Annotated in this window: 16 protein-coding genes; 8 read left to right on the plus strand and 8 right to left on the minus strand. The window is 67.6% G+C overall.

From position 1 onward, the window contains the following. Positions 1–232 precede the first annotated feature (232 nt). Positions 233–1,309: a nicotinate-nucleotide--dimethylbenzimidazole phosphoribosyltransferase gene (gene cobT / locus ACIRGA_RS36315; RefSeq protein ID WP_400950297.1), complete on the minus strand. Its 1,077-nt coding sequence runs from the start codon at positions 1,307–1,309 to the stop codon at positions 233–235. A gap of 93 nt (positions 1,310–1,402) precedes the next feature. Here cobT and ACIRGA_RS36320 point away from each other — a divergent pair, with 93 nt between their 5' ends. Beyond that, positions 1,403–2,071: a 2-C-methyl-D-erythritol 4-phosphate cytidylyltransferase gene (locus tag ACIRGA_RS36320; RefSeq protein WP_400950380.1), complete on the plus strand. Its 669-nt coding sequence runs from the start codon at positions 1,403–1,405 to the stop codon at positions 2,069–2,071. On the opposite strand, the gene ACIRGA_RS36325 is transcribed toward ACIRGA_RS36320, so the two are convergent. Then, positions 2,068–2,472 carry a hypothetical protein gene (locus ACIRGA_RS36325; RefSeq protein ID WP_400950300.1) on the minus strand — a complete coding sequence of 135 codons (405 nt, stop codon included), beginning with the start codon at positions 2,470–2,472 and terminating at the stop codon, positions 2,068–2,070. The genes ACIRGA_RS36320 and ACIRGA_RS36325 overlap by 4 nt on opposite strands. Before the next feature lie 170 nt (positions 2,473–2,642). Here ACIRGA_RS36325 and ACIRGA_RS36330 point away from each other — a divergent pair, with 170 nt between their 5' ends. Genes ACIRGA_RS36330 through ACIRGA_RS36340 form a run of 3 tightly spaced genes read left to right on the plus strand, consistent with a single transcriptional unit; the run spans position 2,643 to position 4,460 of the window. Next, positions 2,643–3,392, plus strand: a complete 750-nt coding sequence (locus ACIRGA_RS36330; protein WP_400950302.1) for a GntR family transcriptional regulator — start codon at positions 2,643–2,645, stop codon at positions 3,390–3,392. Continuing rightward, on the plus strand, positions 3,389–4,240 hold the full coding sequence (locus ACIRGA_RS36335) for a phosphoribosylaminoimidazolesuccinocarboxamide synthase (RefSeq protein ID WP_400950304.1): 852 nt from the start codon (positions 3,389–3,391) through the stop codon (positions 4,238–4,240). Before ACIRGA_RS36330 ends, ACIRGA_RS36335 begins: the two co-directional genes overlap by 4 nt. After that, complete coding sequence (locus tag ACIRGA_RS36340) at positions 4,233–4,460, plus strand: hypothetical protein (RefSeq protein ID WP_400950307.1); 228 nt, start codon at positions 4,233–4,235, stop codon at positions 4,458–4,460. Before ACIRGA_RS36335 ends, ACIRGA_RS36340 begins: the two co-directional genes overlap by 8 nt. Before the next feature lie 76 nt (positions 4,461–4,536). On the opposite strand, the gene ACIRGA_RS36345 is transcribed toward ACIRGA_RS36340, so the two are convergent. Together ACIRGA_RS36345 and ACIRGA_RS36350 are read right to left on the minus strand one after the other, a co-directional pair. Continuing rightward, on the minus strand, positions 4,537–5,526 hold the full coding sequence (locus tag ACIRGA_RS36345) for an aldo/keto reductase family protein (RefSeq protein WP_400950311.1): 990 nt from the start codon (positions 5,524–5,526) through the stop codon (positions 4,537–4,539). A gap of 55 nt (positions 5,527–5,581) precedes the next feature. Continuing rightward, entirely contained in the window at positions 5,582–6,238 is a 657-nt protein-coding gene (locus tag ACIRGA_RS36350; RefSeq protein WP_400950314.1) for a DUF3043 domain-containing protein, read from the minus strand. A 143-nt stretch (positions 6,239–6,381) separates the two neighbouring features. Between ACIRGA_RS36350 and ACIRGA_RS36355 the strand changes: the two genes are divergently transcribed. After that, on the plus strand, positions 6,382–6,759 hold the full coding sequence (locus ACIRGA_RS36355) for an iron-sulfur cluster assembly accessory protein (protein WP_005164197.1): 378 nt from the start codon (positions 6,382–6,384) through the stop codon (positions 6,757–6,759). Positions 6,760–6,831: 72 nt separating this feature from the next. On the opposite strand, the gene ACIRGA_RS36360 is transcribed toward ACIRGA_RS36355, so the two are convergent. After that, entirely contained in the window at positions 6,832–7,020 is a 189-nt protein-coding gene (locus tag ACIRGA_RS36360) for a hypothetical protein (protein WP_400950317.1), read from the minus strand. A gap of 141 nt (positions 7,021–7,161) precedes the next feature. On the opposite strand from ACIRGA_RS36360, the gene ACIRGA_RS36365 reads away from it, so the two are divergent. Continuing rightward, positions 7,162–8,151 (plus strand): carbohydrate kinase family protein, encoded by a 990-nt coding sequence (locus tag ACIRGA_RS36365; RefSeq protein ID WP_400950319.1) that lies wholly within the window; start codon positions 7,162–7,164, stop codon positions 8,149–8,151. A 468-nt stretch (positions 8,152–8,619) separates the two neighbouring features. On the opposite strand, the gene ACIRGA_RS36370 is transcribed toward ACIRGA_RS36365, so the two are convergent. Together ACIRGA_RS36370 and asnB are read right to left on the minus strand one after the other, a co-directional pair. Next, positions 8,620–9,273, minus strand: a complete 654-nt coding sequence (locus tag ACIRGA_RS36370) for an alpha/beta fold hydrolase (protein ID WP_400950322.1) — start codon at positions 9,271–9,273, stop codon at positions 8,620–8,622. A gap of 56 nt (positions 9,274–9,329) precedes the next feature. Continuing rightward, positions 9,330–11,264, minus strand: a complete 1,935-nt coding sequence (gene asnB, locus ACIRGA_RS36375; protein ID WP_400950325.1) for an asparagine synthase (glutamine-hydrolyzing) — start codon at positions 11,262–11,264, stop codon at positions 9,330–9,332. A gap of 193 nt (positions 11,265–11,457) precedes the next feature. Here asnB and ACIRGA_RS36380 point away from each other — a divergent pair, with 193 nt between their 5' ends. Beyond that, the gene (locus tag ACIRGA_RS36380; protein ID WP_360089059.1) at positions 11,458–12,396 is read left to right on the plus strand and encodes a cytochrome c oxidase subunit II; all 939 of its coding nucleotides are present in this window, start codon (positions 11,458–11,460) and stop codon (positions 12,394–12,396) included. 40 nt (positions 12,397–12,436) lie between these two features. Next, positions 12,437–12,856 carry a cytochrome c oxidase subunit 4 gene (locus ACIRGA_RS36385; RefSeq protein WP_400950328.1) on the plus strand — a complete coding sequence of 140 codons (420 nt, stop codon included), beginning with the start codon at positions 12,437–12,439 and terminating at the stop codon, positions 12,854–12,856. Between the two features lie 65 nt (positions 12,857–12,921). Here ACIRGA_RS36385 and ACIRGA_RS36390 read toward each other — a convergent pair whose 3' ends face one another. Next, positions 12,922–13,803 (minus strand): DMT family transporter, encoded by an 882-nt coding sequence (locus ACIRGA_RS36390; RefSeq protein ID WP_400950331.1) that lies wholly within the window; start codon positions 13,801–13,803, stop codon positions 12,922–12,924. Positions 13,804–13,850: the final 47 nt, after the last annotated feature.

Below are 13,850 nucleotides of genomic sequence, written 5' to 3' on the forward strand. Positions count from 1 at the left end.
GGGTTCTAACCCGAAACGCCACTCACGACCCGCGCTTGACCAGGCCGAAGGCTCCTTTCACCGCATTAGACGCGGCGAAGGGAGCCTTCATCCCACCATCAGCCCGCCCAAGAACACGCCACGTTTGACCTTCGGCTCAATAAGTCCGTGAAGGCCTCCTTCCCTACCTTGAGCGTAGGGAAGGAGGCCTTCACGGACTTACGCATTCAGAGGACTAAATGCGTAAGGGGGGTCAGGTGGCGGGAGCCTCGATCAGCGGCCCGCTCACCCCGGCCTGCTCGTGCGTGGCCATCTCCGCGAGCACCCGCGTCGCCATGAACACCAGCGGCAGCGCCGCGACGGCGCCCGTTCCCTCGCCGAGGCGAACGTCGAGGTCCAGGATCGGCTCCAGATCGAGGTGCTCCAGTGCCAGCGCGTGCGCGGGTTCGCCGCCCCGCTGGCCCGCGGCCCACCACTGCCGCGCGCCCGGGACGAGTTCCTCGGCGACCAGCGCGGCCGCCGAGGCGACCAGGCCGTCCAGGATCACCGGCGTCTTCCGGAGCGAGGCCTGCGCGAGGAAGCCCGCCATCGCGGCGATGTCGGCGCCGGCGGCGGTACGCAGCAGCGCGACCGGGTCGGCCAGTACGGACCTCGCCCGCCGCAGCGCGTCACGGACCGCCGCGGCCTTGCGCATCCAGGCGTTGTCGTCGATCCCGGAACCGCGGCCGACGACGGCCACCGGTTCGCTTCCGGTCAGCGCCGCGACCAGTACCGAGGCCGGCGTGCTGTTCCCGATCCCGAGGTCGCCCGCGATGAGCAGGTCGGCCCCGCCGTCGACCTCGGCGTCGGCGATCGCCCGGCCCGCCCGGACGGCGGCGCGCGCCTCGTCGTCGGTCAGCGCGTCCTCGACGTCGATCGAGCCGGATCCGCGCCGCACCTTGAACTCGCCGATCGACCGTGTCGCGGGAGCGTCGCTGTCGACGGCCATGTCGATGACCCGGACGCTCGCGCCCGCGGAGGCCGCCAGGACGTTGATGGCCGCGCCGCCGGTCAGCATGCTGCCGACGAGTTGCGCGGTGACCTCGCCCGGGTACGCCGAGACGCCCTTCGCGGCGATGCCGTGGTCTCCGGCGAACACCACGACCCGGGGCCGGGTGAACGGACGCGGCGGCGACTGACCCTGGCAGGCCGCGACCCAGACGCCCAGTTCTTCGAGCCTGCCCAGTGACCCGGCCGGTTTGATCAGTTTCGAGTGCAGGGCGATCGCCGCCGAGCGCGCGTGTTCATCAGGCTGCTCGACTTCGGCGAACTCGAGGATTTCGTCGTCCAACGCCCTGCCCCTTCGGATCGCTTCGGTGGCCGGGCCCAACCTACCCACCCGCCTGTGTCAGAGTTGCCTGTGGCTCAGACGAAGGCCGCCGGGGTGGTGCTCGCGAGCGGAGCGGGTACCCGGGTCGGCGCCGAACTCAACAAGGTCTATCTGCCGGTGGCGGGCAAACGGGTCGTCGCGTGGTCGCTCGACGCCTTCGCCCGCGTGCCCGGAATCGACGTGCTCGTGCTGGTGATCCGGCCGCAGGACACCGAGCTCGCGCGAGAGGTGCTCGCCGCGCATCCGGGCGAGGTCGAACTCGTCCACGGCGGCGCGACGCGGCAGGGTTCGGAGCTGAATGCCTTGCGCCATATGGCTTCCCGCATCGAGAGTGGCGAGATCGACGCGGTACTGCTGCACGACGCGGCCCGTCCGCTCGTCACCCCGGAACTGATCGCGGACGTCCTCGCCGACACGCGGCGATACGGGGGAGCGGTGCCCGGCGTCGCGGCCGGCGACATCGTGCGCGTCGACGGCGAGACCGTTTCCGGCGCGCTGCCCGGGGCGATCAGAGTGCAGACACCGCAGGGTTTCCGCGCCGGCCCGTTGCTCGAGGCGTACGAAACGGCCGAGCGTGAGGGTTTCGTCGGCACGGACACGTCTTCGTGCATGGAAAGGTTCTCCGCGCTGCCGGTGCGGTGGGTTCCGGGCAGCGCGGAGAACCTCAAGATCACCTACCCGCACGACCTCGTTGTCGCCGAGCAGGTGATCGGCCGAGGTTAGGGATCTCCCTGGTCGGCCTTGGTCGGTATGGCGGGCAGGATCGTGACCGGCCGGCGTGCCTCCATCGGGATCACGCAGTCCGGATGTGGTTGCAGCAACTGGATCGGCGCGGCGGCGTCGCCGGGCGGCGGAATGGTGAGCACGGCGCGCAGGGTCCAGTCGGCCGTCGAGTGGTACTGCCAGGAGACGAGCGCCGGGTGGAAAACGTCGGTATCGGCGAGCGTGGTGACGCGGAAGGCGCTCGCCCGTTCTTCCCCGCGGAGAACGAGGACGTCGGCGCAGGTGTCCCACTGGAACACCGCGGCACAGACCTCCGGTTCCTCCCGGGGGCCGAAGATGTAGACGACCCACCGGCGTCTTCGAAGCTCTTCGAGCAGTTCGTCGATGCTCAGATGGTTCATCGAGCCCCCCAACGGGTTTCGGGAACTCTGCGGAGAGTAACAGGTGTACTAGAGCACCGTCCAGAATGTGTACTAGTACGTAATAATGGGGTGTGAGCAGGATCCTTGGTGCTCGCCCATTGGTGTGCTAGAACGCTTGTGCGCACCGCGCGACCTTGTGAGGAGTCACCTTGCCCGCCGTCGACCGACCCGAACCGCCGTATCTCCAGATCGCGGGGAACATTCGCGACGACATCGTTTCGGGCAGGCTCAAGGAAGGCGACACGGTCCCGTCCGCGCGGGAGATCGCCAGGAACTGGAACGTCGCGATGGCGACGGCGATGAAGGTGCTCTCGACACTTCGCGCCGAAGGTCTGGTCCGCGCGGTTCGCGGGATCGGGACAGTGGTGCAGACCAGGGCGCTGCATCGGTCCGCGCACGATCGGACGATCTCGATCGCGCGAACCGGCAAGGTCTATCCACCGGGCCACTACGCGAAAATCCGCGAAGCCGGCCTCCTGCCCGCGCCGGACAGAGTGGCGGGCGCGCTCGGAATCGATGAAGGTGCTCCGGTGATCCGGCGGCGAAGGACGACGTACGCGGGCGAAGGGCGGCCAGTGTCGACGTCGGTTTCGTGGTTCGACGGCGCTGTCGCGTCGAAGGCGCCTTTGCTGTTCGAGCCGGTGCGGATCGTCGAGGGCACGGTCAAATACGTGGCGGACCGGACGGGCCGGGTGCTGACCGCGACTCATTCTCAGCACGCCGCGGGGCTGGCGGGTGCCGAGGACGCGGCGGAACTCGGCGTGGCCGAAGGTTCGGCGATTCTGTTGAGTCGCAACAGGTTCTTGTCCGCCGAGGGTGACGTACTCGAGTACGGCGAATCGGCGGCCTTGCCGGGCCACTGGATTTTCTACGAATACAACATCGAGGACGGGGCATGAAGCACATTCACGCGGGTAAGGTCCGGGACCTTTACGAAATCGACGGCGACATTCTGCTCGTCGCGTCGGATCGCGTTTCGGTCTACGACGTCTCGCTGCCGACCCCGATCCCGGACAAGGGCGCGCTGCTGAACCAGCTTTCCGCCTGGTGGTTCGAAAAGATGGCCGACGTGGTGCCGAACCACGTCGTTTCCACGACCGACGTGCCCGCCGAATTCGCCGGCCGCGCCATGCGCTGCAAGCCGCTGAAGATGATCCAGGTCGAATGCATCGCGCGCGGCTACCTCACCGGTCTCGGGATGCGCGAGTACCGGCGCGACGGCAAGGTCTCCGGGGTCGAACTGCCCGCCGGTCTCGTCGAGGCGGACAAGCTGCCCGAGCCGATCTTCACGCCCACCACGAAGATCTCCGACACCGGTCACGACGAGTTCATGACCTTCGCCGATGTCGTGAACGAGATCGGCCAGGAGACCGCGGACCGCATCCGCGATCTGACGCTCGAGGTCTACACCAAGGGCGCGGAGCACGCGGCGAAGAACGGCATCATCATCGCCGACACCAAGATCGAATTCGGGTTCGACGCCGACGGTGTGCTGACGCTCGGGGACGAGGTGCTCACGTCGGACTCGTCGCGTTTCTGGCCCGCCGACGAATACGAGCCCGGCCGGACGCAGCACGCGTTCGACAAGCAGTTCGTCCGTGACTGGTCCACGACGACCGGCTGGGACAAGACGCCGCCCGGGCCCGCCATCCCGGAGGAGATCGTCGAGGCGACCCGCAAGCGCTACACCGAGGTCTACGAAAGGATCACCGGGAAGACCTGGACTCCCGGCGGTGGTCATGCCTGAACAGCAGGTCTACGACCCGTACCGGCTGATCGACGACGTCGAGGGTCTGCTGATCCAGCGAGGCCACTCACCGGAGCGGCTCGACGGCCGGACCGGTGACCGGGTCGCCGGCGCGAGCCGGTTGTTGCGGGGGCTGGGAATCGATCCCTTGCGCGCCCCTGGTGACGCCCTCGACCTCGACGGTCAGATCGCGTACCAGTCGCGCGTGCACGGAGACTAGACGGAGACAACCCTCGCAGTTAGTCGACTAAACGCGGGAAAAGCGTCCGCGTTTAGTCGACTAACTGCGGTGGGGATCAGGGCGAGCGGGTCAGCGTCGGGTCGGTCTCGGTGACGCCGTCGAGAGCCTCGTCGATCGCGGCGAGCAGATCCGCGTCCAGCTTCACGCCGGCCGCCTTGACGTTCTCGTGCACCTGCTCCGGCCGCGAAGCGCCGATGATCGCCGAAGCGACGTTCGGGTTCTGCAGCACCCACGCGACGGCCAGCTGAGCCATCGTCAGGCCCGCCTTCTCCGCGAGCGGCTCCAGCCGCTGCACGCGCTCGAGGACGTCGTCGTTGAGGAAGCGGGCGACCATGTTGGCGCCGCCCTTCTCGTCGGTCGCGCGGGAGCCCTCGGGCAGCGGCTGACCGGGCTTGTACTTGCCGGTGAGCACACCCTGCGCGATCGGCGACCAGACGATCTGGCTGAGGCCCTCGCGTTCGGACGCCGGGACGACCTGCGCCTCGATGACCCGCCACAGCGCGTTGTACTGCGGCTGGTTCGAGATGAGGGGCACCTTGAGCTCGCGCGCGATCGCCGCGCCCTGGGTGATCTGCTCGGCGGTCCACTCGGAGACGCCGACGTAGAGGACCTTGCCCTGGCGGACGAGGTCGGCGAAGGCGAGGAAGGTCTCTTCGAGCGGGACGGTCCGGTCGAACCGGTGCGCCTGGTAGAGGTCGACGTAGTCGGTGCCGAGGCGCTTCAGCGAAGCGTTCGCCGACTCCATGATGTGCTTGCGGCCGAGGCCCTGGTCGTTCGGGCCCTTGGGGCCGGTGGGCCAGTAGACCTTGGTGAAGATCTCCAGGCTCTCGCGGCGCAGGCCCTTCAGGCCGCGGCCGAGTACCGATTCGGCGGCGGTGTTCGCGTAAACATCGGCGGTGTCGAAGGTGGTGATGCCGACGTCGAGCGCCGCCTTGATGCAGGCCTGGGCCTGGTCCTCTTCCACCTGGGACCCGTGGGTGAGCCAGTTGCCGTACGAGATCTCACTGACATTGAGGCCGCTGCGGCCCAGTCGTCGAAACTCCATGGGCGCGACTCTACCCCAGGCCGTTAGGCACGCTAACGACCTGGGTTTCGCCTGCTCAGACCTGGTCGCCGGGCTTCACGCGCGGCTTCGGAACCCGCAGCTTGCGGATCTGGCTCGCCCGGATGAAGGAGTACCAGCCGACGGAGGTGCCCTTGACCGTCTCGTTCGGGAACTTCAGCCGGACCATCTTCGCGATCCGGCGCCCGCTGAGGAAGCCCTCGACGATCATGCCGAGCAGCATCACGGTGCACAGCAGCGTCGCGTACCGCTGGACCTCCGGGTACGGCAGGATCAGCGCGACGAACACCAGGATCGCCAGCGGCATGAACAACCCGAGCAGGTTGCGCCGCGAGTCGACCAGGTCACGGATGTACGCCTTGACGGGGCCGCGGTCACGGGGGAGCAGGTACTTGTCCTCGCCCGCCATCATCCGCTCGCGGCGTTCCTTGGCGGCGTTGCGCTGCTTCGCCTTGTACTCCGGGTCGGACTTCGCGGACTTGCGGAGCTCCTTGTTGCGCTTCATCGCCTCCCGCATGGTGGTCGGCGGGGGCGCCACCGGGCCGCGGCGCTTGGCTTCGGCCTCACGCCGCTTGGGCGTGGCCTTGCCCTTGCCGGGCGTATACGCCTTGGCCTGGACCTCGACGGCCTCGGTGTCGGGCGTTTCGGTGTCCGTCGTGGCGGAGTCTGTGGTGCTACGGCGCAGGAACCTCACCTCACCAGGGTAGTCGCGGGCGTCACGGTGCCACGCACCAGGCCGAGCGATATGTCACCATGGAGGGGAACAGATCGGGACTCCGACGTGTTGGACCATGTGCAAGACGAGTACCCGCAGCGAGTTCGACCAGAGGGAGAACCATGACGACCGCTGAGCAGGCAGCCGCAGCTCAGGCCGAAACCGCCGAGGAGACGCACGGCGTCACCTTGACCGACGCCGCCGCCGTCAAGGCGAAGGCCCTGCTCGAGCAGGAGGGCCGTGACGACATGCACCTGCGCATCGCCGTCCAGCCCGGTGGGTGCGCCGGCCTGCGCTACCAGCTGTTCTTCGACGAGCGCACGCTCGACGGCGACCTGTTCCGTGACTTCGACGGGCTCCGCGTGGCCGTCGACCGGATGAGCGCGCCGTACGTGTCGAGCGCCGTGATCGACTTCGTCGACTCGATCGAGAAGCAGGGCTTCACGATCGACAACCCCAACGCGACCGGCAGCTGCGCCTGCGGCGACAGCTTCCACTGATCCGCGTCGAGGCATGAAGAAGGGCCGCGAACCTCACCCAGGTCGCGGCCCTTCTTCATGCCCGGAACGGGATCAGACGTAGGCGTCCAGATCGGCGACCTGGGCGAGACAACGCTCGTCCACGGTCCAGGGCGGAGCGCTCTCCCGCGGCAGGGGCAGGTTCTCGGCCTGGAGGGACGACGGGATGCCGGCACAGTCGGCGATGAGTTCGCCGATCGATTCCGGTTCGAGGTGATACGCGGAAGTGGTCACGAACGACAAGCTAATGACTCGTCGGGGAGTCGGACACCACTACCAACCGGTAGTGTTGATGGCCGTGCTCGAAGCAACCCGTATGGGGCATGACCTGCGGGTAACTTAGCCGTCCTCGCCTCGGCGAGGCCGACCGATCAAGGAGAACCGGTGGCAGACAGCGCCAGGATCGCAGTATCCGGCAGTATCGCAACCGACCATCTCATGCACTTCCCGGGCAGGTTCGCCGAGCAGCTCATCGCCGAGCAGCTGCACCGGGTGTCCCTGAGCTTCCTGGCGGACGATCTCGTGGTCCGGCGAGGCGGGATCGGCGCGAACATCGCCTTCGGCCTCGGCGTGCTGGGCAAGCGGCCGATCCTGGTCGGCGCGGTGGGCTCCGACTTCGCCGACTACCGCTCGTGGCTCGAGCGGCACGGCGTCGACACGGCCGGGGTGCTGGTGTCCGAGGTCGCGCACACCGCCCGGTTCGTCTGCACCACCGACGAGGACCTCTGCCAGATCGCGACCTTCTACGCCGGCGCGATGGCCGAATCCCGCAACATCGAACTGCAGCCGGTCGCCGCGCACGCCGGCGAACTGTCGCTCGTGCTGATCAGCCCGGACGACCCCGAAGGCATGGTCCGGCACGCCGAGGAATGCCGCCAGCGCGGTTACGCCTTCGCCGTCGACCCCTCGCAGCAGCTGGCCCGGATGGACGGCGCGCAGGTACGTGAGTTCGTCGAGGGCGCGAAGTACCTGTTCAGCAACGACTACGAATGGGAACTGCTGCTGCAGAAGACCGGCTGGACCGAGGCCGAGGTCCTGGACCGCGTCGGCATGCGGATCACGACGCTCGGGGAGAAGGGCGTCGAGATCATCGGCAAGGACGGCCTCGCGCTGCAGATCGGCGCCGTCCCGGAGCGCGGCAAGGTCGACCCGACCGGCGTCGGCGACGGCTTCCGGGCCGGGTTCATCGCGGGTATCGACGGCGGGCTCAGCCTGGAGCGGTCGGCGCAGCTGGGCTCGCTGATCGCCGTGCTGGTGCTGGAGACCGTGGGTACACAGGAATGGTCCTTCGACCGCGTCGACGTCCTGGGCCGGCTCAAGGAGGCCTTCGGGCCGGAGTCCGCGGACGAGATCGCCGCGATCCTGCCGAAGTGAGCTGAAGGGGACTTTCCCCACATGTGACGTTACGAAGGGCCCTTCGCCGCGTGTAATGCGGTGAAGGGCCCCTTCATTGCGCTAGACGCCAGGGTCCCGGCGAAGTCGAGAGAGTGCAGGGCTGATTCCGGGCGCCGACCGGGCTTCAGTGTCCACAAGGGACAGTTTTCGACTGCATGGTGTCCGCTTTATGTCTACTTGTGCGATCCTGGCTGGGGTCGTGAGTGATAATGAGGGTTAGAACCCTCTTTGCCACTCACGACTCCCTCGTAAAACCGTGCAGACTACCCAAACCGGACGCTTGCAGCCTGAAAAGTGTCCCTTATGGACAGCCAAGAGCGCGCCGAGCCTCTTGGGCGAGCCCGCTCCACCGCGACACGTCCGCCTTTTCCCTTGATGACAGTGGCGCCGACCAGCAGCCACGCGGCTTTGCCGGGACCTTGGCGCTAGACGCAATGAAGGTGGCCTTCACGTACGTCCGGTGAGGATTCCGGCGATCTCGGCGGGGCGGGACATATGCGGGCAGTGCCCCGCGTCGATCTCGATCGCGGTGACCCCGAGCCGTTCCCGCGCGGCGCGCCGCATCCACTCCGGTTTCAAAGTGCGATCCCGCGTGGGGACGATCACCGTCGAAGGGATCTCCGGCGCGGGCCCGGCGGGATGCGTCGCGAGAACCGCGGGAGCGAACAGGCGCAGGCTGTCCAACGCCAGCCGTTCGGTTTCGGGATCGCAGTCGTGGAAGAGGAATTCCGACGCTTTCGCGGGATCCGCCGTCGGGTCCACGCCGATCCAGTCCGGTTCGAGCAGTTCCGGGGCCTCGTCCCGCAGGCTCCGCCCACCGGCGAAGTCGGGGATGTAGGCGGCGACCCACACCAACGCGCGCGCGTCGAGGGCTTCGGCGATCGCGGGAAGCAGGACACCCGCTCCGGAATGGACCACCACGACCGGCCGTTCGCCGTCGTACTGCTCTCGCACGTGTTGCGCGTAGCCCTCGATCGGCAGCTCCGCCGGGGTCAGCAGGTCCACCGCGATCGCCCGGTGCCCGGCGGCTGTGAGCAGCTTCGCCACCCTGTCCCAGCCCGCCGGGCTCTGCGTCGTGCCGTGCACGAGGACGAAGTCCATTCCTCCATGCTGGCCTTCGCCGGGTACGCGGTGAAGGCCGGCATGTCGAGTCGTGACTAGAGCTTCACCGGGTAGACGGGTTCCGGCACCACGGGCTTGATGCGGTTCTCGACGAAGATGCCGTGCCACAGCATGAACACCAGCAGCGCCCACAGCTGACGGCTGCGGTCGAGCTGTCCGGCCTTGTGCTCTTCGAGCAGCGCCAGGACGGCCTTCTTGTCGAGCAGCGCGTCGGTCTGCGAGTCCGAGATGATGCCCTTGGCCCAGTCGTACATCTCGTTGCGCAGCCACAGCCGGATCGGCACCGGGAAGCCGAGCTTGCGCCGGTTCAGCACGTGCCCGGGGATGATCTTCGCGAGCGCCTGGCGCAGCGCGTACTTCGTGGTGCCGTGCGCGAGCTTCTGGTCGAGCGGGATGGTCGAGGCGACCTTGAACACCTCGGCGTCGAGGAACGGCACGCGCAGTTCCAGCGAGTTCGCCATGGTCACCTTGTCGGCCTTGACCAGGATGTCGCCGCGCAGCCAGGTGTAGAGGTCCACGTGCTGCATCCGCGCGACCGGGTCCCAGCTCTCCGAGATCTTGTACCAAGGAGCGGTGACGTCCTTGAAGCCGATCCCGTCCTCGTACGTGCGCAGCACCTTGCGGAGCTGGTCGTCGCGGAAGTTGCGGGCGTTGCCGTAGTAGCGGTCTTCCAGCGGCAGCGCCCCGCGCCGCAGCAGGTCCTTGCCGCGGGTGCCTTCCGGGATCTTCGTGGAGACCTTGCCGATGATCTTCCGCATCCCGCCCGGGATCTTCTCGAACGGCGCCAGCGAGATCGGCTCGTTGTAGATCGTGTAGCCGCAGAAGAGCTCGTCGGCGCCTTCGCCGGACAGCACCGCCTTGACGTGCTTCCGGGCTTCGCGCGCGATGAACCAGAGCGGCACGAGCGCCGGGTCCGCCACCGGGTCGTCGAGGTACCAGACGATGAGCGGCAGCGCCTCCATCATCTCGTCCGCCGACACCGTGCGGACCACGTGCTTCACGCCGATCGCGGCGGCCGATTCGGCGGCGACGTCGACCTCGGAGTAGCCCTCGCGCTCGAACCCGGTGGTGAACGCGATCAGGTTCGGGTTGTGCTCCTTGGCCAGCGTCGCGGTCGCCGTGGAGTCGATGCCGCCGGAGAGGAACGCGCCGACCGTGACGTCCGGGTCGGAGATCATGTGCTTGCCGACCGAGTCGCGCATCACATCGGCGATGCGCTCGTACAGCTCGTCGGCCTCGGCCTGGCTGTTCACCGGCTTCGCGTTGAACTGCGGGTGGAAGTACCGGGTGAACTCGACGTTCCCGCCGGGGACCACCCGGAACGACGTGCCGGATTCGACGCGGCGGACGCCGGTGTGCATCGACTCGGGCTCCGGCACGTACTGCAGCACCAGGTAGTGCTGCAGGGCCGTCTTGTCCAGCTCGTCCTCGACGCCGAGCACGCTCGAGAGCTCCAGCAGGCTCTTCTTCTCGCTGGAGAAGGCGACCTTGCCGGGGCCTGCCGAGTAGAACAGCGGCTTGATGCCGAACGGGTCCCGCGCGCCGAAGACGACCTTCTCCTGCGAGTCCCAGATCAAGAAGGCGAACATGCCGCGCAGCTTCTTGACCGCCTCGTCGCCGAGGTAGTGGTACGCCGCGACGATGGCCTCGCCATCGCCTTCTGTGGCGAACTTCGCACCGTGCTCGGCGGACAGCTCGTCGCGCAGCTCTTTGTAGTTGTAGATCTCGCCGTTGAAGTTCAGCGTGTAGCGCTCGGGAGCCTCCGGCGGGCCCCACACCAGCGGCTGGTGGGCGTGGTCGACGTCGATGAAGGCCAGCCGGTTGAAGCCGTAGACCACCTCGGCGTCGGCCCAGGTGTCGTGCTCGTCGGGGCCGCGGTGCCGCTGGCAGCGCATGGCCGCGTCGACGGCGTCACGGGCGCTCGCAGCGTCGGCTTCGGTCGAACAGATCAGTCCAAGCAGGCCGCACACGTCTAGTTCACACACCTCTTGTTGGCCGAGCGGGGAGAAGGGCCCAGTATGCCGGTGGGTGTGTACCCCCGGATGTGGTGGGGGATACGCGTGTTGGGGTCACCCCTTAGTCAGCGCGGTGCCGCAACTCGGCTAGGCTCCGCCATGTCACAAAGATCGGTCGAGGAGGCTCTGGGTGAAAGGGCAAGGCGCAGTGGGAAATCCAGAGCGCATCCCGGTTAAGCGGGCTGGTCGCGTCGCAGCGCTCGCCGCGCTGGTGATGCTGACCGCGACGGGCTGTTCCGGGGACGAGATCCTCCGCTTCGGCTGGCCGGTCGGGGTGACCCCGCAGGCGCACGACATGCGCACCCTGTGGACGTGGACCGTCGTCGCCGCGCTGGCCGTCGGTGTCATCGTCTGGGCGCTGATCTTCTGGACCGCGATCTTCCACCGCAAGAAGAAGACCGCCGACGGCGCGGAAGAGGAACTGCCCCGTCAGTTCCAGTACAACATCCCGCTGGAGATCTTCACGGTCGTCGTCCCGACGATCATGGTCTGCGTGCTGTTCTTCTTCACCGCGACCACCGAGAACCGCGTGCTCGCCGAGACGGAGAACCCGGACGTCACGGTCGACATCGTCGCGTTCCAGTGGAACTGGGAGTTCAAGTACAAGAGCGACTCCAAGAACCACGAGGACCCCGAGATCACCACGGTCGGCAGCTCGACCGAGATCCCGCTGCTGGTCCTGCCGACGAACAAGACGATCCAGTACAACCTGCGGTCGGCCGACGTCATCCACTCGTTCTGGGTGCCGGAGTTCCACTTCAAGCGGGACGTCATGCCGGACCCGGAGAAGAACAACCAGGACTTCACCTTCCAGAACTCGATCGACAAGGAAGGGTCGTTCGTCGGCCGCTGCGCCGAACTGTGCGGCACCTACCACTCGGGGATGAACTTCGAGGTCAGGGCGCTCTCGCCGGACAAGTACGCGCAGTACATCCAGCTCCGCGGCACGGTGAACCCGAAGAGCGGCAAGCCGAACACGGCGTCCGAGGCGCTGACGGCGATGAACTGCGGCGACCTGTGCTCGCCCTACGCCGTCACCACCACCCCGTTCAACACCGACCGCACCGCGCGGGTCGCGTCCAACTGACCCGGCTGTTCGAGCCCGAAACAGGAGTGAGGCAACGTCCATGAAGGTCGAAGGACGGATTTTCTTCCTCGTCGCGGTCTTCTCCGTCGTCGTGGCGGGTATCTACGCGTACATGACCGGAACGATGACCCGGGACGGCGTCGAGCCGGTCGGTGTGGTAGCCCTGATCCTCACCGGTGGCCTGGCCTTCCTGGCCGGCAGCTACCTGCAGTTCGTGGCGCGGCGCATCGAGCCGCGGCCGGAGGACCGGGAAGACGCCGAGATCAGCGACGGTGCCGGTGAGCTGGGCTTCTTCAGCCCGGGCAGCTACTGGCCGATCGGTCTCGCGGCGTCCGCCGCGCTGACCGGTGTCGCGCTCGCGTTCTTCCACGTCTGGCTGCTGATCATCGCGCTGGGCCTGGTCATCATCGCCATCGGCGGGCTGGTGTTCGAGTACCACACCGGTCCGAACCACGAGTGACGTTCTGACGCCGGAAGCGGCGCCTTGGTCTTCGGACCGGGGCGCCGCTTTTCGCATTCAGAGGACTAAACGCGGACCGGTAGCACCTCGGGTTTGGCCGCTCGCTTCGGCGCCAGGGCGGCCGCCAGGACGGCCAGCATCCCCACTCCTTCCGGCCAGGTCGGCCGGTGCCCGTAGGCGAGGACGTCGACGATCACCGCGACCACCGGATAGACGTAGGACAGCAGCGCCACCGTCGTGGTCGGCAGTTTCCCGATGCTCGCGTACATCAGGACGTACATCAGCGCGGTGTGCACGGTTCCCAGCAGGACCAGCCACAGCAGGCCCGAGGTGTCCGTGGGCAGCGGCGTGACCAGCAGCGCGGGTGCGAGCACGATCGTGCCGGTCACCAGCTGTACGGCCGCAAGGACATGCGGGCGCAGGTGTTTGAGCTGCTTCGCGACGAACGAGGCACCGGCGTAGAGCGCGGCCGCGCCGAGGGCGAGCGCGATGCCCTCCAGTCGCACGGGTTTGCCGTCGGCGCCGTGCGCGGACAGTGAGATGAGGGTCACCCCGCCGAACGCGATCAGCGCCCGGACCAGCTGGCTCTTCGCCATCTTCTCGCCGAGGAACGCCGCGGCGAGACCGACCAGCATCAGCGGCTGGGTGTGGTAGACGACGGTGCTGACCCCGATCGACGACAGCGAGTACGAGGCGAACAACAGCACCCAGTTCCCGACCAGGAACAGGCCGCCGAGGACGGCGAGCAGCAGGTCGCGGCGGGTGAGCGTCCACGGCCGGAGCCAGCCGCGAGCGGCGCTCCACACCAGGAGCAGCAGGCCGCCGACGAGGCTCCTCGCGAACGCCACGGCGGGCGCGTCGGCGCCGCTTTCGAGGACGACGGCGCCGATCGTGCCGGACAGCGCCATCGCGGCCGTCCACTGCAACACGGGGTTGTTCTTGTTCATGGCGACCACTTTCGCCCTCGTGTCCGCGTTCAACCAGTGTCAGAGAT

Source organism: Amycolatopsis sp. NPDC102389, assembly GCF_044765885.1.
In the GTDB taxonomy this organism is placed as follows: Bacteria; Actinomycetota; Actinomycetes; order Mycobacteriales; family Pseudonocardiaceae; genus Amycolatopsis.

Coding starts and splice junctions, on each gene's coding strand:
- ACIRGA_RS36335 (WP_400950304.1), top strand. CDS start 3,389: ATGAAGCACATTCACGCGGGTAAGGTCCGGGACCTTTACGAAATCGAC.
- ACIRGA_RS36340 (WP_400950307.1), top strand. CDS start 4,233: ATGCCTGAACAGCAGGTCTACGACCCGTACCGGCTGATCGACGACGTC.
- ACIRGA_RS36325 (WP_400950300.1), bottom strand. CDS start 2,472: ATGAACCATCTGAGCATCGACGAACTGCTCGAAGAGCTTCGAAGACGC.
- ACIRGA_RS36355 (WP_005164197.1), top strand. CDS start 6,382: ATGACGACCGCTGAGCAGGCAGCCGCAGCTCAGGCCGAAACCGCCGAG.
- ACIRGA_RS36345 (WP_400950311.1), bottom strand. CDS start 5,526: ATGGAGTTTCGACGACTGGGCCGCAGCGGCCTCAATGTCAGTGAGATC.
- ACIRGA_RS36370 (WP_400950322.1), bottom strand. CDS start 9,273: ATGGACTTCGTCCTCGTGCACGGCACGACGCAGAGCCCGGCGGGCTGG.
- ACIRGA_RS36390 (WP_400950331.1), bottom strand. CDS start 13,803: ATGAACAAGAACAACCCCGTGTTGCAGTGGACGGCCGCGATGGCGCTG.
- ACIRGA_RS36385 (WP_400950328.1), top strand. CDS start 12,437: ATGAAGGTCGAAGGACGGATTTTCTTCCTCGTCGCGGTCTTCTCCGTC.